Source organism: Thermolongibacillus altinsuensis, from assembly GCF_004341205.1.
GTDB classification, from domain to species: Bacteria; Bacillota; Bacilli; order Bacillales; family Anoxybacillaceae; genus Thermolongibacillus; species Thermolongibacillus altinsuensis.
Genome location: NZ_SLUL01000002.1, coordinates 125,772 through 145,267, shown reverse-complemented (window position 1 = coordinate 145,267; position 19,496 = coordinate 125,772). Strand labels below are relative to the sequence as shown.

The window sequence follows — 19,496 nt, the reverse complement described above, 5'->3', positions numbered from 1 at the left end:
TAACATTATAACATTTATTACAATGCGTGTCGACAAAAGCCGTTCCAAAATTAAGCAAATCATAAACGCAACGCTTCGCACAAGCGCGGTCTCTGCATACGATGATGCACAAAATAAAAAACCTTAGAGGGATAACCCCTCTAAGGTTATTCGTTAAAACTTTCGTTGAGCGACATTTAAACGGTTAATCGCTCGACGCAACGCCAATTCAGCGCGCTTGAAGTCGATATCGTCTTGTTTGGCTTGCAGGCGTCGTTCCGCACGCTCTTTCGCTGCTTTTGCACGAGCAACGTCAATATCTTCAGCACGTTCTGCCGCTTGTGCCAAAATCGTCACTCGATCAGGGCGGACTTCAAGAAAGCCGCCGCTCACAGCGATCAACTCTGTTTCGTTCCCCTTTTTCAAGCGAACCGCACCGATTTCAAGCGGAGCCACCATCGGGATATGTCCTGGTAACACCCCGAGTTCACCGCTTTTTGCCTTGGCGCTTACCATTTCCACGTCCGCTTCGTACACTGGGCCATCGGGAGTTACTACACTGACTTTAATCGTCTTCATCAAAAATCCTCCTAGGTCCCTTTATTAAACTTCTACACCCATCTTCTTCGCTTTTTCCACGACTTCTTCAATGCGTCCAACTAAGCGGAAAGCCTCTTCTGGAAGATGGTCGTATTTTCCTTCAAGAATTTCTTTAAAGCCGCGAACCGTTTCTTTGATTGGTACGTAAGATCCTGGTTGACCTGTAAATTGCTCAGCGACGTGGAAGTTTTGTGATAAGAAGAACTGAATGCGACGAGCGCGGTGAACGATTAACTTATCTTCTTCAGAAAGTTCATCCATACCGAGAATTGCGATGATATCTTGCAATTCTTTGTAGCGTTGCAATGTTTGTTGAACTTTACGTGCCACTTGATAGTGCTCTTCACCAACAATTTCAGGTGACAATGCACGAGAAGTTGATGCGAGCGGGTCTACCGCAGGATAAATACCCATTTCTGCTAATTTACGCTCTAAGTTTGTTGTTGCGTCTAAGTGTGCGAACGTTGTCGCTGGAGCTGGGTCTGTATAGTCGTCCGCCGGTACGTAAATCGCTTGGATCGATGTGATCGAACCATTCGCTGTTGATGTAATCCGCTCTTGCAATTGACCCATCTCTGTCGCAAGTGTAGGCTGATAACCTACCGCTGATGGCATGCGTCCTAGCAACGCTGAAACCTCAGAACCTGCTTGCGTGAAGCGGAAGATGTTGTCAATGAAGAGCAATACGTCTTGTCCTTGTTCATCGCGGAAGTATTCCGCCATTGTTAATCCTGTTAACGCTACGCGCATACGCGCACCAGGCGGCTCGTTCATTTGTCCGAATACCATCGCTGTTTTGCTAATAACGCCAGAGTCTTTCATTTCATGGTAAAGGTCGTTACCTTCACGCGTGCGTTCACCAACGCCGGCGAATACAGAAATACCGCCGTGCTCTTGTGCGATGTTGTTAATCAATTCTTGAATTAAAACCGTTTTTCCTACGCCCGCACCACCGAATAGACCGATTTTTCCACCTTTAATGTACGGTGCAAGCAAGTCAACGACTTTAATTCCTGTTTCTAAAATTTCAACTTGAGTAGAAAGTTGTTCAAATTTTGGCGCTGGACGATGGATCGAATCACGACGAGCATCAGCTGGAATTTCTTCACCTAAGTCGATTGGTTCGCCTAATACGTTGAATACACGTCCAAGCGTCACTTCGCCAACAGGAACCGAAATTGGCGCGCCTGTGTCGATGACTTCCATTCCGCGAACTAAACCGTCTGTAGAAGACATCGCAATTGTACGAACCGTATCGTCACCGAGGTGAAGGGCTACTTCTAATGTTAAGTCGATATCGACTTCTTTTTCGTTCCGCGCTTTATGTTTAACTTTAAGGGCGTTGTAAATCGCTGGTAGGTGTCCGTTCTCGAACTTCACGTCTACAACAGGACCCATCACTTGAATAACGCGTCCTTTTGCCATCGTTTTCCCTCCTAACTTGCTACTAGACCATTATTGCAATGCATTCGCTCCGGCCACAATCTCTGTAATTTCTTGCGTAATTGCTGCTTGACGGGCACGGTTATAAGAAAGTGTAAGCGTACGAATGAGCTCTTTCGCGTTATCTGTCGCGTTTTTCATCGCCGTCATGCGTGCCGCATGCTCGCTCGCTTTCGCATCTAATAACGCTCCGTAAATTAAACTTTCTGCGTATTGCGGCAATAGCACTTCTAAAATTTCTTCTTGAGACGGCTCAAATTCATACATCGTCAATTTTTTGTCTGACACTAAATCGGTAAGCGGCAATAATTTCTTTTTCGTCACATCTTGCTGAATCGCGTTGACGAAATGATTATAAAACATATACAATTCATCGAACGTTCCATCGGCGAACATGTTCACCGTCTGATTTGCAATCTCTTTAATATCAGCAAAAGATGGCTGATCAGGCAATCCGGTAATGCTTAAAACAACCGGAATGTTACGGCGCTTAAAAAAGTTTAAGCCGACGCGGCCAATCGCAATGATCGCATATTCATCCGTTGAACGATGACGCTCTTGAATCGTTTGATAAACGGCGCGAAGAATGTTGCTGTTGTAAGCGCCTGCTAAGCCGCGATCCGATGTAATGACTAAATATCCTGTCTTTTTCACAGGACGCTTGATGAGCATCGGATGGCTCGCATCATTGCTGCCAAGCGCTACGCTCACAACGACGTCTTGAATTTTTTCCATGTATGGCGCAAACGATCTCGCATTATGTTCGGCGCGATTTAACTTTGAAGCCGAAACCATTTCCATCGCCTTTGTAATTTGGCTCGTCTTTTTTGTCGTATTGATTCGCGTTTTAATGTCGCGTAATGATGCTCCCAAAGGTTTCACCACCTTTTGCGCTCAATCTTTTAGGAAGGAGGCACGGAACAGATGAGCTTCACCTGTTCCGTTTGCCACCTGAACCATTATTCAGATACTACAAACGTCTTTTTAAACTCTTTAATCGCGTTGTTGAAATCTTCTTCGTTTGGAAGATCGCCTGTTGTACGAATGTGTTCCATTAAATGTTGACCGTTTTTGTCTAACCATGCATAGAATTCTTTTTCAAAGCGGCGAATGTCTTCTACTGGAATATCGTCTAAGAAGCCGCGCGTTAACGCATAAATGATCGCCACTTGCTTTTCGACTGGAATCGGCTCATGCAAACCTTGTTTTAATACTTCAACCGTGCGAGCACCGCGCGCAAGTTTTGCTTGTGTCGCTTTATCAAGGTCAGAACCGAATTGAGCGAACGCTTCAAGTTCGCGATACGCTGCCAAGTCGAGACGAAGCGTACCAGCAACTTTTTTCATCGCTTTAATTTGCGCTGCACCACCGACGCGTGATACAGAAAGACCCGCGTTAATAGCCGGACGAACACCAGAGAAGAATAAGTCTGATTGCAAGAAAATTTGTCCGTCTGTAATCGAAATAACGTTTGTTGGAATGTAAGCAGAGATGTCGCCCGCTTGCGTTTCAACGAACGGCAATGCTGTTAAGGATCCGCCGCCTTTTGCATCGCTTAATTTTGCTGCACGCTCAAGTAAGCGAGAGTGCAAGTAGAAAACGTCACCCGGATATGCTTCACGGCCTGGTGGACGGCGTAACAATAGAGAAAGCTCGCGGTAAGCTGCCGCTTGTTTAGATAAGTCATCGTATACAACGAGGACGTGCTTTCCTTTATACATGAAGTATTCGCCCATCGCTACGCCCGCATATGGAGCTAAGAAGAGCAATGGAGCTGGTTGAGATGCAGATGCTGTTACGACGATTGTATAGTCTAACGCACCGTATTTGCGCAATGTTTCTACTACGTTACGAACCGTTGACTCTTTTTGACCGATCGCTACGTAAATACAAATCATGTTTTGATCTTTTTGGTTAATGATCGTGTCAATCGCAACAGACGTTTTACCTGTTTGACGGTCACCGATGATTAACTCACGCTGACCACGACCGATTGGTACAAGCGCGTCAATCGCTTTAATTCCTGTTTGTAGTGGCTCATGAACAGATTTACGGTCCATAACGCCAGGAGCTGGGCTTTCGACTGGACGAGTTTCTGTCGTTTCAATTGGGCCAAGTCCGTCAACTGGTTGACCTAACGGGTTGACAACACGTCCGATCAACGCTTCGCCGACAGGAACTTCCATGATGCGGCCTGTACGACGCACTTCGTCTCCTTCTTTAATGCCTGTATATGGTCCTAAAATAACGATACCGACGTTGTTTTCTTCAAGGTTAAGCGCCAATCCCATCACACCGTTGGCAAATTCAACAAGCTCCCCAGACATCACGTTGTCGAGGCCATGAGCACGAGCGATACCGTCACCGACTTGGATAACTGTACCGACATCGCTCACTTCGATTTCAGACTGATAGTTCTCAATTTGCTTTTTTATCAGCGCGCTAATTTCTTCAGCTTTGATGCTCATGCATTTCACCCCTATCTATAAATCTTAACGAGTTAATTGTCGCTGTAATCTCTCAAGTTTTCCGCTGACGCTGCCATCGTAAATGCGATTGCCGATGCGAAGTTTGACGCCACCGATTAAACTTGGATCAATGATATTTTCAAGGCGAAGCGTCGCTTTGCCGATTTTCTTCGCAAACACTTCTGAAAGGGCTTGCTTCTCATCCTCTGTTAACGGGCGAACGGAATAAACAGTTGCTTCTGCCACTCCGCGCGCTTCATTCGCTAATGCGACAAACTCGTCTGCCAATTCCGTCACAATATCGAGACGATGACGGTCAAGCAGCAACATGAGCGTATTTTGCAACGGAACCGAAACATCCGCAAATACTTCTTTTAACAACGCTTTCTTTTTTGCAACCGCTAACTTTGGATGATCTAAAAGAGAAAGGAACTCTCCATTTTCAGCAAAAACTTGTTTGATTGTGCGAAGTTCTGCTTCTAACTGATCAAGGAGCTGCTGTTCTTTTGCGATTTCAAAAAGAGCCGACGCATATCGTTTTGCTACGATTTGTTTATTCATCGGCCTTCTCCTACCTCTTGAATATACTCACTGATCAGCTTCGCTTGATCTTGTTCGCTTAATTCTTTTTCAATGACTTTCGATGCAATTAATACAGATAAAGATGCCACTTGCTGACGCAAAGCTGCCATCGCTTGCTCTTTTTCTTGTTCGATTTCTTTTTTCGCCGCTTCTTTTAAGCGCTCCGCTTCAGCGCGAGCCGCTTGAATGATTTGCTCTTTTTGCTCTTCCCCAAGCTTGCGTGCTTCTTCAATTAATGCTTGCGCTTCTTGACGGGATTTTTTCATCAATTCGCGTTGCTCTTCTGCGAGCTTTTTCGCTTCTTGATGATGCTTCTCCGCTTGCTCGATTTCATTTGCAATATGCTCTTCGCGTTGCTTCATGATGCCCATTAACGGACCAAACGCATACTTGCGGAGCAACAGCATTAACAATAAGAACATGATTAATTGGAATAGAATATCGCCGCCGTTGAATCCGTGTCCAGCAGCGCCCAATACGAACATGTTTACCACCGCGCGTTTCACTCCCTTCAAAAATCGCTCGCAAGGCTATGTACCTCTTGAACGTTTGTGCACGAACATAAAGGAATGGCGAAGGTTCTCATGGAATGATCTTCGCCATTGTTGAACGATTTTCGTTTCAATATGCAGTTAGCCACCCGCGATAAGCGAGCGCTCGCTCTTTGGTTTATCGGCCTTGAACCATGAATGCGATAACAACCGCGATGATCGGAATCGCTTCGACTAACGCTACCCCGATAAACATTGTTGTTTGCAACATTCCGCGCGCCTCTGGTTGGCGTGCGATTCCCTCTACTGTACGAGATACGATTAAACCGTTACCAATACCTGCACCAAGTGCAGCTAAACCAATTGCAATTGCAGCTGCTAATACACCCATTGAAAAGTCCTCCTTCAAAAATTTTTTTTATAGAAATGAAAAGGTTATATGAAATTAATGGTCATGACTCACTTTGTGCGCCATATAAACCATTGTTAACATCGTGAAAATAAACGCTTGGATAGCGCCGACGAAAATACTGAATCCTTGCCATGCGATCGTCGGAATGATCGCGGCAATGGTTCCGCCGACCCCTGTCGCTAAACTTCCAGCGAGCAACGCCAATAAAATTTCTCCCGCAAAAATGTTTCCGTAAAGACGCAGACCAAGCGTCAACGTATTGGCAAACTCCTCAATGATTTTAAGCGGGAATAAAAACCACATTGGAGTAACGAAACCTTTAGCATAATGGCCAAATCCATGTAGCTTGATGCCATAATAATGGGATAGTGCTACGACCATTGTCGCCAGCGTTAGCGTGACAACCGGATCAGCTGTCGGCGACTTCCACCATAACTTTCCGTCAATGACAACGGAAAATGGAAGACCTAACATATTGGCAACAAAGATGTACATGATGAGCGTCATTCCAAGAACGTGGAAACGTCCGCCCGTCTTCCAGTCCATGTTGCTTTTAATGATATTTTTGACGAAATCCATGACCCACTCAAGGAAGTTTTGCATTCCTGTCGGCTTCATCGCCAAATTGCGCGTCGCTAAAACCGCAATGACGAAGACGATGACGGATGTAACCGTAATCATTAACACGTTGGCTAAGTTGAATGTTAGGCCGAAAATTTCATACAAAGGAGCTTCGTGATGCACCTATACTCACCTCTCTTCCCCTTGACGCATTTTTTGCAAAAGAAAATCTATTATAATGACAATGTAGGATGTCATTAATCCCAAAACAACCAAACCAATCGAAAAGTGTTGAGGCCATTCCATCGCCACGAAAACCGCCAAGGCTGCGGCTGCCATTCGCGAAATCATGCCGAGCGAACGCACCTTCTTCCCTTCCGCGACCGCCTGCCCGAACCGTTCCACTTTCCGCACCATCGTCCATAAATTATAAAAGCTGATTGCTGTGCCGAGAAAAAGGCTTAGAAACGCTTGAGGATACGGTGTAAATCCCCATCCTAAAGCATAAAGCGCTAACAAATAAAATATGTATTTCCTTTGTCGTTGAAAATGCTCATGAAGCTCTTTCATTTTTCATCTCCTGAAAAAAATGAACGAATGAGGCGCAACATCGCATAAATGCCTGCTGCCAATCCGACAAGCAAACCGATAATTAAAAAAAGCGGTTCGGTATCCCATTTTTCGTCAAGAAAACGACCGCCAAATATGCCCACTAACACAGAGCCGACTAGCTGGGAAGAAATGGCCGTCATTAACCCCATGGCTCGGAACGGATGGCGCTCATTGGATCGCATATAAAAAAGCCTCACTTTAAAAATTCAGAATTTGCGAACTATTACGTATTTTCAAAAACCTTATCATTGTCCCTTTGTAAGCATACAATAGTCAAAACTTCGTGTCAATGAGTTTCCCCACAAAAAAGTAAGGGATTGACAAAAATTTTAAATGGAAAAACAGGGACGCCAAACGCATCCCTGATTTATGGCTGAAACGGTGCTGGCGGCGTCGCTGTTTGCTTGAAGTAATAGCGAATCGCCTCAACGATTCGTTTCGATGCAAAACCGTCTCCATAAGGGTTAGACGCTTTTGCCATTTTTTCGTATTCTTCTTGATCTGTCAACAGCTGGTTCGCTAGACGGTAAATCGTTTCTTCCTCTGTGCCCGCAAGCTTTAACGTTCCCGCTTCAATTCCCTCTGGACGCTCCGTCGTGTCGCGCAACACGAGGACAGGAACGCCGAGCGATGGTGCTTCTTCTTGCACTCCGCCTGAGTCGGTTAAAATCAGATAGGCGCGTGCCGCAAAGTTATGGAAATCGATGACGTCAAGCGGCTCGATTAAATGAATGCGCGGATCATTTCCTAATATTTCTGACGCTAGTTCACGAACAACGGGATTTAAATGAACAGGGTAAACGACTTGAATGTCATCGTGTTCATTGACTAACCGTTTGACCGCCCGAAACATATTGCGCATCGGTTCACCAAGATTTTCACGGCGATGAGCCGTCAGTAAAATTAAGCGATCTTCGCCAATTTTCTCAAGAATCGGGTGCGTATATTCATCACGAACGGTCGTCTTTAACGCATCAATCGCCGTATTTCCTGTAATAAAAATCGATTCTGGCTGTTTGTTTTCCGCCTTCAAGTTTTCCGCCGCTTTCGTCGTTGGGGCAAAATGCAAATCCGCTAATACGCCCGTCAGTTGTCGATTCATTTCTTCAGGAAACGGTGAATACTTATTCCATGTCCGCAACCCTGCTTCGACATGTCCAACGACAATTTGGTTATAAAACGCAGCGAGGCTGGCGACAAAAGTCGTCGTCGTGTCGCCATGAACGAGAACGATATCTGGGCGTTCTTTTTTCATGACTTCATCAAGCCCAACAAGCCCGCGCGTCGTGACATCGACCAGCGTTTGTCGTTCTTTCATAATGTTTAAATCATAATCGGGCTGAATATTGAAAATGTCGAGCACTTGATCAAGCATTTGCCGGTGTTGCGCCGTCACTGCCACAATGGATTGAAACTGCTCTGGATCTTTTTTCAATTCCAGCACGAGCGGCGCCATTTTAATCGCTTCAGGACGCGTTCCGAAAATGGTCATCACTTTAATTTTTTTCATGTTTCTCACCTTACTTTGTTCCAAATAAGCGGTCGCCCGCATCGCCAAGCCCTGGAACGATATAGCCGTGATCGTTTAATTTCTCGTCTAAAGCGGCGATGTAAATATCAACATCTGGATGCGCTTTTTGCACCGCTTCAACCCCTTCAGGCGCCGCGATGAGGCACATAAATTTAATGCTTTTCGCTCCGCGTTTTTTCAATGAGTTGATAGCCTCAACAGCAGAGCCCCCTGTCGCTAACATTGGGTCGACGACAATAAAGTCGCGCTCCTCAACGTCCGTTGGCAATTTGACGTAATATTCAACTGGTTTTAATGTTTCTGGATCGCGATACAAGCCGATATGGCCGACTTTTGCTGCTGGAATGAGCTTTAAAATTCCATCTACCATGCCGATGCCTGCGCGCAAAATCGGGATGATGCCAAGCTTTTTGCCTGCGATGATTTTTGATTTTGCTCTGCTGACAGGCGTTTCAATTTCAACTTCTACCAGCGGAAGATCGCGTGTGATTTCAAACGCCATCAATGTCGCGACTTCTTCGACAAGCTCACGAAATTCCTTCGTCCCTGTGTTTTTGTCGCGAATGTATGTAAGTTTATGCTGAATAAGTGGATGATCAAACACGTACACCTTACCCATAGATTTCGCCCCTTTTTTACAAATATACACTCCCGTAAATTTTACATAAAAACGATTCGTTGTTCAATAAACGACCGATATGTTCAAAAATGTTCAGAAAAAAAGAGTTGCCTCTCAATCGAGACAACTCTAAAAGTCTACGCATAAAGCGGGAATTTTTCCGTTAACGCCGCGACGCGACGACGCGCTTCTTCTAATTTCTCTTCGTTGTCGATATTTTTTAACGCAAGGGAAATAATGCTCGCAATTTCGTCCATTTCTTCTAAGCCAAAGCCACGGCTTGTAACTGCCGCCGTCCCGATGCGAATGCCGCTTGTGACAAACGGGCTTTCCGGATCATATGGAATCGTGTTTTTGTTGACGGTAATTCCGATATCATCCAACACTTTTTCGGCAACTTTTCCCGTTAGCTGAAGCGAGCGTAAATCGACGAGTAAAAGGTGATTGTCCGTGCCGCCGGAAACGAGCGTAAACCCTTCGTTCATGAGCGCTTCCGCAAGGCGTTTGGCATTGTTGACAACGTTTTGGGCATACGTTTTAAAGCTGTCTTGCAATGCTTCCCCTAACGCAACCGCTTTTGCGGCAATGACGTGCATCAGCGGACCGCCCTGAATACCAGGGAAAATCGCTTTATCGATTTGCTTAGCGAATTCTTCTTTACATAAAATCATGCCACCGCGCGGACCGCGCAACGTTTTATGCGTCGTCGTTGTGACGAAATGAGCATACGGTACAGGATTTGGATGAAGGCCTGCCGCAACAAGACCGGCAATGTGCGCCATATCGACCATTAAATAAGCACCGACTTCATCCGCAATTTCACGAAAACGTTTAAAATCAATAATGCGCGGATATGCGCTTGCACCAGCAACAATAAGCTTCGGTTTATGTTTACGCGCTTTTTCAAGCACGTCATCATAGTTAATGAGGTGCGTTTCCGGATCGACGCCATACTCAACAAAGTTGTATTGAATTCCGCTAAAGTTGACTGGGCTTCCGTGCGTCAAATGACCACCGTGAGATAAATTCATGCCAAGCACCGTGTCACCATGCTCTAATACGGTAAAATAAACCGCCATGTTGGCTTGTGCGCCTGAATGCGGCTGTACATTGGCGTGTTCAGCACCAAAAAGTTGTTTGGCGCGCTCACGGGCGAGCTCTTCAACAACATCGACATATTCACAACCGCCGTAATAACGTCTGCCAGGGTATCCTTCTGCGTATTTGTTCGTTAATACCGAACCTTGAGCTTCCATGACCGCTTCGCTGACAAAGTTTTCAGAAGCGATCAATTCGATTTTGGATTGTTGTCTTTTCAGTTCATCTTGAATGGCTTGAAATACTTGCGGATCTTGCTGTGACAAGCGAACCATCACAAATCCCCCTCCAATTCTGAATATTCTTTTTTATCTTAACATATTTTCGAATGAAAAAGTGAACAAATTTAACCGCTCGAGCATGATACGTTCGCTTTTTCTTGAGAATAGACAGCTCGCTCGCCACCGATTAATTTCGGACGCGTTTTCGCCAATGTGACATGAGCGTGGCCGATTTGTCTGAGCGATGTGCGCACAGGCACCGCAACATGCTTTAAATGCATGCCGATCAGCGTGTCCCCAATATCGATTCCAGCATCTGCGCGGATAAATTCAACAACAACAGGATCTTCTAGTTGCGAATACGCATAAGCGGCCATTGCTCCTCCTGCTGAACGGACAGGAATAACGGTCACAATTTCGAGCTGTTTTTCGATCGCTGTTTTTTTCTCGACGACTAAGGCGCGGTTTAAGTGTTCACAACATTGAAACGCCAATTGCACCCCTGTTTCGTCACGCCATTTTTTCAACTCATCAAAAAGCATGGCGGCGACTTCCATCGTCCCCGCTGTCCCGATTTTTTCACCGATGACCTCGCTTGTGCTGCACCCGATCACAACAATATGCTCAGAAGAAAGCGGAACTTGCGCTCGAAATTCTGTTAAAATCGTTTGCCACTGCTTGCGCCATTCTTCGATGTGAGGCACGAAACTCCCACCTTTTATTGTTTATTTTCGTATTCAGCAATTTTCTTTAAACGATTTTCGTGGCGGCCGCCTTCATATTCTGTTGTCAACCATACTTTCGCAATTTCGCGAGCTAATCCAGGCCCAATGACGCGCTCTCCCATCGCTAAGACGTTGCTGTCGTTATGCTCACGTGTTGCTCTTGCGCTAAAGACGTCATGGACAAGCGCACAGCGAACCCCTTTTACTTTATTCGCCGCGATGCTCATGCCAATTCCTGTTCCGCAAATTAAAATACCGCGATCGACTTCGCCTTTGGCTACTTTTTCGGCCACAGGAATTGCATAGTCCGGATAATCGACCGATGTTTCACACTCGCATCCTAAATCGATATATTCAATTCCCATTTCATCCATTAGTTTTTTGATTTCTTCGCGAATGCGAATTCCGCCATGGTCGGAAGCAATTGCTACTTTCATCGAAATCTCCTCCTCAGCATTTAAAATTAAGGACAAAAATAAGAAAAAACCATCTCTTTTTTCATTTTAAATCATAAGAGACGGTCTTTTCATTCTTTTATTATTTATTTTATCTTTTGTTTTATAATTTATAAGGTAAAGCGCTCAATCGTACGTTTTAGTTTTTCTGCTTGTTCTCCAAGCTCAAGCGCTAATTCCCGCATACTTTCGATGACTGTGGTTTGCTCTTGCGTCGCAGCGGTTACTTCTTCCGCTCCTGCGGATGTTTCTTGCGCAATGGCAGCGACTTCTTGCGATTGAATTGATGTTTCTTGAACGTGCTTCATTTGTTGCTCAACTAATTGCGCGATTTGTTTCACGGCTTCCGCTACTTCGTGAATCGATTTGCTCATTTCAGAAATGGCGGCGTTTGTTTCATTTCCTTTTTGCGCTTCTTCATTCGCCGCTTTTACTTGTTCAGTAATTTGAGCGACAACATTGCCAACTTCGGTTTGAATGCTTTGAATGAGCTCCGAAATGCCTTGGACGGCTTTTGCGCTCTCATCTGCTAGTTTGCGCACTTCTTCAGCGACCACCGCAAATCCTTTTCCGTGCTCACCTGCGCGCGCCGCTTCAATTGATGCATTGAGGGCAAGCAAGTTCGTTTGTCCCGCAATATCGCCGACAAGAGAAATAATTTTTTCAACTTCTTTTGCATGATCTTCTAAGTGACGAACGACGCGCAAAGAAGCTTCGTTATTTTGCGCTAGCCGTTGAATGCCACCGATTAATGAATCGATAATTTTTCGACTTTCATCAAGGATCGTCACCATTTCTTGCGATAACTTTTCTGATTGGATCGCCTTTTGCTGCACTTCGTTCGCAATGTTTAGCACATCATCGACCGCTTCTGCAGTCGTTTGCATCGAAACAGCGGAGTTATCTGCGCCTTTTGAAATTTCTTCAATCGTCTTCGCAATATTTTCCGCTTGCTCTGCCGCTAAGCTAGACACTCTCGTCATCTCAACCACTTTTTCGTTCGTATGTACAAAGTTTTCATGAATGTTGCGCACCATTTCACGCAAACTGCGCAACATGTCGTTAAACGCAAGCGCTAACGAACGAATTTCATCATCTGAAGATGGGATCGGAACATCCTCGTTAATTTGTCCATTTGCTGCTTTGATCGCTGCTTGTTCTAATGATAGAAGCGGCTTCGTAATCAAAATCGCTGCAAAATAAGCAAGTACTCCTGACCAAAAAATGCCGAGAAGCAACGTTATAATAATAAATAATTCTTTGTTGATATGTAACCATTCATTAATATAATCATATAAAACATAAATAAAGAATGCGCTTGTCGAATACGTAATGATTGCTAAAACGGTTGTAAATACAGCTAATTTACGCTGCAAGCTAAATTTATACTTTTTTCTCTCTCCCATGATTCTCCCCCTACCCATCAAAATCACTATAGCTTCTTAGTTAGTTCAATAATGGCATTTTCTAGCTCGTCTCGCGTTTGACGATAAACATCGACGGAACCGCCAAACGGATCAAGGACATCCTCCGCTTCCCCTGTGATAAATTCTTTAAGTGTAAACGTTTTCTCTGCCGCTTCAGGAAAACGATCAATAATATGTTGCTTATGACCACTGGTCATCGTTAACACATACGTTGCCCAATCAATTTGTTCTTTTGTTAACAACGATGAGCGATGCTGTAATTCAATTCCTTTTTCCGCAAGCACTGCTTTCGCATGAGCGGATGCATCGCCACCATCGATCGCAAAAATTCCCGCCGATTTTACTTCCACGTGCGGCAAGTTTTTATGTCTCAATAACGCTTCTGCCATTGGACTACGACATGTGTTTCCTGTACAAACAAATAAAATATTCGTCTTTGTCACCGACATATGTCACATCCTTTCGATGAAAAACATTTCCATATCTTATTTACTATTATAATCGAATATACAACATAAACATAGATGAAAAAAGAAAAAGAACTGGAAAATTCCCAGTTCATAGAGGAAAAAGCAACTTGAGACCAAAAATGAGCAAAATGCTTCCGCCTAATGCTTCGCTGTAAGTGCCAAGATATTGTTGAAAACGGCGACCAAGAAGCAATCCTGACCATGTGAGCATCATGCTAATGAAGCCGAAAATCGCAATCGCAATAATCATTCGAACCCCGTAAATGCCTAAACTTAATCCGACCGAGAAGCTATCTAAGCTCACGCTAATGGCAAATAGAAACAGGCCGAAGCCCGCTGGAGCAATCCATCGGGTTTGTTCGGTCCGAAACGAAGCAATCATCATTTGCAATCCTAATATAAACAACAATCCACCGCCAATGTAAGAGGCGATCGTACCAAATCGATCCGATAAAAAACGGCCAATCATCATCCCCATCAGCGGCATCACAATATGAAAGAAACCAATGGTCAAGCCGATATACGCAATTTGCTTTAAGCGCAAGCGGACAAGCCCCATTCCAAGACTAATCGAAAATGCATCCATTCCTAAAGCAAACGCCATCATTGCTAGTGTAAGCAGCTCGCCAGTCATCTTCAACGCCTCCTCGGACTTGCCTTATTGCCAACATATGCGCGTCCGAGGAAGTTTAGACCCTTATTTTTCCACAATTTGTTGTTGTCCCGCCGCTTTCATTAAACGATTCATAATCGCAGCGCCGATTCCTTCCGATGAGAAACTTTCGCTATAAATGAGATCGACATCGGTTTCATCAAACTGACGCAGCACATCATACAATCGATGAGCCACGGTGGATAAATCGCTTCGCCGCCCACATGTCAGCACGACATCAGCGTTATAATGATGACGCTGTTCTTCCGTTGTCAATACGCCTACTTTTTTCCCTTCCGTTTTTTGTTTATCAATTAATGTTTGCAAAAAAGAAGGACTCCCTTTCACAACGATGAGCGGCGCTTGCGGTGCATAATGAGTATATTTCATTCCTGGTGACTTCGGCGTGGCTTCCTTTTCTTCAAGTCCCGGATCGATCCGCACTTCACCAACAATCTGTTCCATTTCCTCTTTCGTCACTCCGCCAGGGCGTAAAATAACAGGGACAGGTTGTGTGCAATCAACAACAGTTGATTCTACGCCGATCCCTGTCGCTCCTCCATCCACGATTGCCGCAATTTTTCCTTCTAGATCATCAAGCACATGTTTCGCGATGGTCGGGCTCGGACGACCTGAACGGTTCGCGCTTGGAGCCGCAATTGGCAATCCGCTCGCACGAATGAGAGCCAATGCAACCGGATGAGCAGGCATACGAACGGCAACCGTATCTAACCCTGCGGTTACTTTTTCCGAAATGCCTTCTTTCTTTTTGAGCACGATCGTTAACGGTCCAGGCCAAAAGTGGTTCATTAACGTATAAGCCAAATCGGGAATCTCACAAGCGATTTCATGTAATTGTTCGATCGAGGCAATATGAACAATTAACGGATTGTCGCTTGGACGTCCTTTGGCCTGAAAAATCTTTTCCACAGCGGCTGTTGATTTTGCATTCGCTCCTAGTCCATATACGGTTTCCGTTGGAAAAGCGACTAATTCATCACGACGCAAGAAATTCGCTGCTTCGAAAATTTGTGGATAAATAAGCGATTCATCCACAAAATTATCCACAGAAAAAACGTGTGTTTTCAACGAATTCACCTCATAAATATGCAATTTTATATCCATTCCTGTTGAAAAGAATCGAATAATATCAACTATTGGCGCAAAATGTCCTTAACAAAGTATAAAAGATGGCTTTGAATAAAACAAGCTTTATCCACAAAATGTGAATAAAGCTTTCTTTTTTGTTGATAAATTTTGTGGATATGTTTACTGCATGATCTTTTTCAAAACTTCCACAACAAAAAATTTCACTTCTACCGATGGCTCATCATCGATAACTTCCATTGTCTCTTCTTCCATTGCACCTTCATCCATCAGATCTTCGTCCATTGCATCTTCTTCATTCATCGTTCCTTCATCCATTAGATCTTCGTTCATTGGATCTTCATTAAGCTCTGCCGCACGAACCGCTTCTCCATTCGAAAAATCGAGGAAACAAAGCGGCGGGAATAACACGCACCACCAATTGGCTCCTTTTCCTTCTCCGAGCGTAATAAGCACCGCTTCATACTCTCCCGCAGGATAAACATAGTTTCCATAAATTTTTGTTGGGAACGACACATGGTCAAATTTGACTTGATAAGATTGATCACTTTTGTGTTGTTGTAACACTTGTTCAACCGTTTGTTTAATTTCAGGCAAATGCTTTTGAATGACTTCACGCGCTTCAGCAAATGACGTAAGGTCTTTGACCCATGTTGTAATTTGGGCGTTCACCGCATCGCGGACAGCCCGCTTCAATGCCTGATCCGCCGGCGCATCGCTGTTTGCTAAAATGCGCAATCGAACCGCTTCTTTCGGAATGACGACATCCGTTTGCGCTTCCGTTTGCTGTCCGTAGATCGCCACTAACGCTCCAATCATGCATAAAATCATATATAAACATACGAGATATTTTTTCATCTTTTCCACACCGTCCCTTCACTAATGCAGTGTAACCGGAACGGCGGGACGTTAAACTATGAAACTAAAAAAATTTTAATTTTTCATCAGCTCGGCAAACACCATTCGCTCTTTGCCATTGATATCATGAACGACTTCGACTTTCGCATCAGGAAAGGTCGCTTTCAACATGCTCGCCACCGCTTCACCTTGATCCGCACCGATTTCAAACGCGACAAGCCCTCTCGATCGAAGCACTTTCGGCAATTCTTCCATAAACCGCCGATAAAAATGAAGGCCATCTTTACCGCCAACGAGCGCCCTTAGCGGCTCATGCTCCTTCACAACCGGGGAAAGAGAAGCGATGTCTATTTCAGGAATATACGGCGGATTGGACACAACGACATCGACTTTCCGCCCTGCTTTGATCAGCGGCTGAAGCAAATCTCCTTCGATAAACTCAACATGGGCGCCGAGCTGCCGGGCGTTTTGTTTTGCTACTTCCAGTGACGATGAGGCGATGTCAATCGCGCTTACTCGAAGCGAGCGGTTTTCAAGCGCAAGCGTCACAGCAATCGCTCCGCTTCCCGTTCCGACATCAACGACTTCAATATCCTTATGATCGCTGAACATATTGTTGATCTGCTTCAATACTTCAGCGACTAACTCCTCGGTTTCGGGGCGCGGGATTAATACGTCTTCGTTTACAAAAAACCGCCGTCCATAAAAATATTCATAGCCGATTAAATATTGAATCGGAACATGCATCAAGGCGTGCTTTTTTGCATCTTCCATCAATCGTTCTTTCACGGATTCATCGATCGGTTCGCGTAACGAAGAAAAGAACTGCGCGCGCGTCATCTGCAAATGATGGCGCAACAACCACTCCGCGGCAGCTTCTTCTTTTCCATGCTGTTTGAAAAAAGAAGAAGCCCATTGAAGGACTTCATACACTTTACTGCTCATTGTTTGCTTTCTCCAATTTTTTTGACTGATCATCTAAAATCAACGCATCAATAATCTCATCTAATTTTCCTTCTAGCACCTGATCAAGCTTTTGAATCGTTAGACCGATGCGATGATCCGTCACACGGTTTTGCGGGAAATTGTACGTGCGAATCCGCTCAGAACGATCGCCTGTTCCAATGGCTTGCTTACGCGTTTGGTCATATTCCGCTCGAGCTTCTTGTTGATATTTATCGTAAATGCGTGCGCGCAATACTTTCATCGCTTTTTCTTTATTTTTAATTTGCGATTTCTCGTCTTGGCACGAAACCACAATCCCTGTTGGAATATGTGTTAAACGGACAGCCGACATCGTCGTGTTGACGCTTTGTCCACCTGGTCCGCTAGATGCAAATGTATCAACGCGAATATCTTTTTCGTTAATTTCGACTTCGACCTCTTCCATTTCTGGCAAGCAAGCGACCGTCGCTGTCGATGTATGAATACGTCCGCCTGATTCCGTTTCAGGGACGCGTTGAACGCGATGGGCACCGTTTTCATATTTTAATTTCGAATATGCCCCTTTTCCTTGGATCATGAAAATAATTTCTTTATAGCCGCCTAAACCAGTTGGGCTTGCTTCAATCACTTCTGTTTTCCATCCTTGCGACTCCGCATAGCGCGTATACATGCGATACAAATCGCCTGCGAACAACGCCGCTTCCTCACCGCCTGCAGCGCCGCGAATTTCCATAATGACGTTTTTATCATCATTTGGATCTTTCGGTAAAAGTAAAATTTTTAACTTTTCAACGAGTTGTTCTTCGCGATCTTCTAGCTCGCTAATTTCTTCTTTGACCAGTTCGCGCATTTCTGGATCGAGTTTTTCCTCCAGCATCGCTTTTGCCTCTTCGAGTTGTTGGCGAACAGATTTATATTCACGATACGTTTGTACCGTTTCTTCAAGATCCGATTGTTCTTTTGAATAATCGCGCAATTTTTTTGGATTGTTAATAACCTCTGGGTCCATTAACAGTTGATTCAATTTTTCATAACGTTCTTCTACCGCTTGCAAACGCTCAAACATTTCGCTCACCTCAATTTTTCATTATATCATAAAAAAACGCTTACGAAAAAACTCGCCCTATAGGAAGGGACGAGCTGCTATGATTTTATATTTTCTTTCACTTGGAAGCGCTTGCTCGCTGGATGGTCGGGCACTTCGTGATGATGGCGACAACGCGGTTCATACGATTCGCTCGCGCCAATTAAAATAATCGGATCGTTGTAAGAAGCTGGGCGACCATCAATCAGGCGCTGCGTTCTACTAGCTGGAGAGCCGCATACCGTACATACTGCTTGTAATTTGGTAACCGATTCGGCAATCGACATTAATACAGGGACAGGACCGAACGGCTCACCGCGGAAATCTTGATCCAATCCGGCCACAATGACACGATATCCTTTGTCAGCTAAGTATTGGACAACATCGATAATTTGTTCATCAAAAAACTGAACTTCATCAATCGCAATGACGTCCGTTTCCTCTGTCACATGTTGCAACATTTCAGTCGCACATGAGACCGGAATCGCGATGACGGACGTTCCGTTATGCGAAACAACAGCTTCATCGCTATATCGATTATCAATCGCTGGTTTAAACACTTTCACTTCTTGCTTGGCAAATTGTGCGCGGCGCACACGGCGAATGAGTTCTTCTGATTTTCCAGAAAACATGCTGCCGCAAATCACTTCGAGCCATCCTGATTGCTTCATAACGTACATCGGGGCGTCCCCTTTCTTTCAAGCTTTCATCAAATCCCCCACTGATCGCTCGGTTAAATCCTTGCACACGAAGTAGGGAGATCTTGTGCGAATATCATGAAAAAACAGGCAAGTGAATCGACTTCGCTTGCCTGTTTCCATTGCCTACGATTTTAGTTAAGGCCGTATTTTTTGTTGAATTTATCTACACGTCCTGCAGCAGAAACGAATTTTTGACGTCCTGTATAAAATGGATGGCACTCAGAGCAAATCTCTACGCGCAATTCATCTTTAACAGAGCCGCTTTCAAACTCGTTTCCACACGCGCATTTAACCATCACTTTTTTGTAATTTGGATGGATTCCAGCTTTCATCTTTATTCATCTCCTTCCGCCCTGAATCTTTTCGAAACAGAGTTATATTATAATAAATTGTTGATCACAGTGGATTGAAAACACACATGATAAAATTATAACAAGGGTTGCCTTTTTTTGCAA

The 19,496-nt window shown here is 44.6% G+C and carries 24 protein-coding genes; all 24 read right to left on the bottom strand.

Annotated elements, in window-relative coordinates; translation table 11 throughout:
* Positions 1–153 precede the first annotated feature (153 nt).
* Positions 154–558 (bottom strand): F0F1 ATP synthase subunit epsilon, encoded by a 405-nt coding sequence (locus tag EDD69_RS02340; RefSeq protein WP_132947346.1) that lies wholly within the window; start codon positions 556–558, stop codon positions 154–156.
* Between the two features lie 24 nt (positions 559–582).
* On the bottom strand, positions 583–2,004 hold the full coding sequence (gene atpD / locus EDD69_RS02335) for a F0F1 ATP synthase subunit beta (protein WP_132947345.1): 1,422 nt from the start codon (positions 2,002–2,004) through the stop codon (positions 583–585).
* Positions 2,005–2,034: 30 nt separating this feature from the next.
* Complete coding sequence (locus EDD69_RS02330) at positions 2,035–2,895, bottom strand: F0F1 ATP synthase subunit gamma (RefSeq protein ID WP_132947344.1); 861 nt, start codon at positions 2,893–2,895, stop codon at positions 2,035–2,037.
* An 86-nt stretch (positions 2,896–2,981) separates the two neighbouring features.
* Positions 2,982–4,490, bottom strand: coding sequence for a F0F1 ATP synthase subunit alpha (atpA, locus tag EDD69_RS02325; RefSeq protein ID WP_132947343.1), 1,509 nt, complete (start codon positions 4,488–4,490; stop codon positions 2,982–2,984).
* 24 nt (positions 4,491–4,514) lie between these two features.
* A complete protein-coding gene (locus EDD69_RS02320; protein WP_132947342.1) occupies positions 4,515–5,051 on the bottom strand; it encodes a F0F1 ATP synthase subunit delta in 537 nt (178 codons plus the stop codon).
* Complete coding sequence (gene atpF / locus EDD69_RS02315) at positions 5,048–5,557, bottom strand: F0F1 ATP synthase subunit B (RefSeq protein WP_132947467.1); 510 nt, start codon at positions 5,555–5,557, stop codon at positions 5,048–5,050. The genes EDD69_RS02320 and atpF overlap by 4 nt, the downstream gene beginning before the upstream one ends.
* 184 nt (positions 5,558–5,741) lie before the next feature.
* Positions 5,742–5,954: a F0F1 ATP synthase subunit C gene (gene atpE / locus EDD69_RS02310; RefSeq protein WP_003253662.1), complete on the bottom strand. Its 213-nt coding sequence runs from the start codon at positions 5,952–5,954 to the stop codon at positions 5,742–5,744.
* Positions 5,955–6,008: 54 nt separating this feature from the next.
* Entirely contained in the window at positions 6,009–6,719 is a 711-nt protein-coding gene (gene atpB, locus EDD69_RS02305; RefSeq protein WP_132947341.1) for a F0F1 ATP synthase subunit A, read from the bottom strand.
* A gap of 6 nt (positions 6,720–6,725) precedes the next feature.
* Entirely contained in the window at positions 6,726–7,106 is a 381-nt protein-coding gene (locus tag EDD69_RS02300; protein ID WP_132947340.1) for an ATP synthase subunit I, read from the bottom strand.
* Positions 7,103–7,330 (bottom strand): AtpZ/AtpI family protein, encoded by a 228-nt coding sequence (locus tag EDD69_RS02295; RefSeq protein ID WP_132947339.1) that lies wholly within the window; start codon positions 7,328–7,330, stop codon positions 7,103–7,105. The genes EDD69_RS02300 and EDD69_RS02295 overlap by 4 nt, the downstream gene beginning before the upstream one ends.
* A gap of 185 nt (positions 7,331–7,515) precedes the next feature.
* Positions 7,516–8,658 carry a non-hydrolyzing UDP-N-acetylglucosamine 2-epimerase gene (wecB, locus tag EDD69_RS02290; protein ID WP_132947338.1) on the bottom strand — a complete coding sequence of 381 codons (1,143 nt, stop codon included), beginning with the start codon at positions 8,656–8,658 and terminating at the stop codon, positions 7,516–7,518.
* A 10-nt stretch (positions 8,659–8,668) separates the two neighbouring features.
* Positions 8,669–9,298 carry a uracil phosphoribosyltransferase gene (upp, locus tag EDD69_RS02285; protein ID WP_132947337.1) on the bottom strand — a complete coding sequence of 210 codons (630 nt, stop codon included), beginning with the start codon at positions 9,296–9,298 and terminating at the stop codon, positions 8,669–8,671.
* A gap of 137 nt (positions 9,299–9,435) precedes the next feature.
* Positions 9,436–10,671 carry a serine hydroxymethyltransferase gene (gene glyA, locus EDD69_RS02280; RefSeq protein ID WP_132947336.1) on the bottom strand — a complete coding sequence of 412 codons (1,236 nt, stop codon included), beginning with the start codon at positions 10,669–10,671 and terminating at the stop codon, positions 9,436–9,438.
* Between the two features lie 71 nt (positions 10,672–10,742).
* Positions 10,743–11,312, bottom strand: a complete 570-nt coding sequence (locus tag EDD69_RS02275) for a TIGR01440 family protein (protein ID WP_165871713.1) — start codon at positions 11,310–11,312, stop codon at positions 10,743–10,745.
* A 23-nt stretch (positions 11,313–11,335) separates the two neighbouring features.
* Positions 11,336–11,779: a ribose 5-phosphate isomerase B gene (gene rpiB, locus EDD69_RS02270; protein WP_132947334.1), complete on the bottom strand. Its 444-nt coding sequence runs from the start codon at positions 11,777–11,779 to the stop codon at positions 11,336–11,338.
* Between the two features lie 128 nt (positions 11,780–11,907).
* Positions 11,908–13,203, bottom strand: coding sequence for a methyl-accepting chemotaxis protein (locus EDD69_RS02265; RefSeq protein ID WP_132947333.1), 1,296 nt, complete (start codon positions 13,201–13,203; stop codon positions 11,908–11,910).
* Positions 13,204–13,229: 26 nt separating this feature from the next.
* Positions 13,230–13,673, bottom strand: coding sequence for a low molecular weight protein arginine phosphatase (locus tag EDD69_RS02260; protein ID WP_132947332.1), 444 nt, complete (start codon positions 13,671–13,673; stop codon positions 13,230–13,232).
* A 109-nt stretch (positions 13,674–13,782) separates the two neighbouring features.
* Complete coding sequence (locus EDD69_RS02255) at positions 13,783–14,328, bottom strand: manganese efflux pump MntP (RefSeq protein ID WP_132947331.1); 546 nt, start codon at positions 14,326–14,328, stop codon at positions 13,783–13,785.
* Between the two features lie 63 nt (positions 14,329–14,391).
* On the bottom strand, positions 14,392–15,471 hold the full coding sequence (locus EDD69_RS02250) for an L-threonylcarbamoyladenylate synthase (RefSeq protein ID WP_424565324.1): 1,080 nt from the start codon (positions 15,469–15,471) through the stop codon (positions 14,392–14,394).
* Between the two features lie 144 nt (positions 15,472–15,615).
* Positions 15,616–16,311: a stage II sporulation protein R gene (gene spoIIR / locus EDD69_RS02245; RefSeq protein WP_132947330.1), complete on the bottom strand. Its 696-nt coding sequence runs from the start codon at positions 16,309–16,311 to the stop codon at positions 15,616–15,618.
* A gap of 75 nt (positions 16,312–16,386) precedes the next feature.
* Positions 16,387–17,256: a peptide chain release factor N(5)-glutamine methyltransferase gene (prmC, locus tag EDD69_RS02240; RefSeq protein WP_132947329.1), complete on the bottom strand. Its 870-nt coding sequence runs from the start codon at positions 17,254–17,256 to the stop codon at positions 16,387–16,389.
* Positions 17,246–18,322, bottom strand: a complete 1,077-nt coding sequence (gene prfA, locus EDD69_RS02235; protein WP_132947328.1) for a peptide chain release factor 1 — start codon at positions 18,320–18,322, stop codon at positions 17,246–17,248. Before prfA ends, prmC begins: the two co-directional genes overlap by 11 nt.
* Positions 18,323–18,399: 77 nt before the next feature.
* A complete protein-coding gene (locus EDD69_RS02230) occupies positions 18,400–19,020 on the bottom strand; it encodes a thymidine kinase (protein ID WP_132947327.1) in 621 nt (206 codons plus the stop codon).
* A 152-nt stretch (positions 19,021–19,172) separates the two neighbouring features.
* On the bottom strand, positions 19,173–19,373 hold the full coding sequence (gene rpmE, locus EDD69_RS02225) for a 50S ribosomal protein L31 (protein ID WP_132947326.1): 201 nt from the start codon (positions 19,371–19,373) through the stop codon (positions 19,173–19,175).
* Positions 19,374–19,496: the final 123 nt, after the last annotated feature.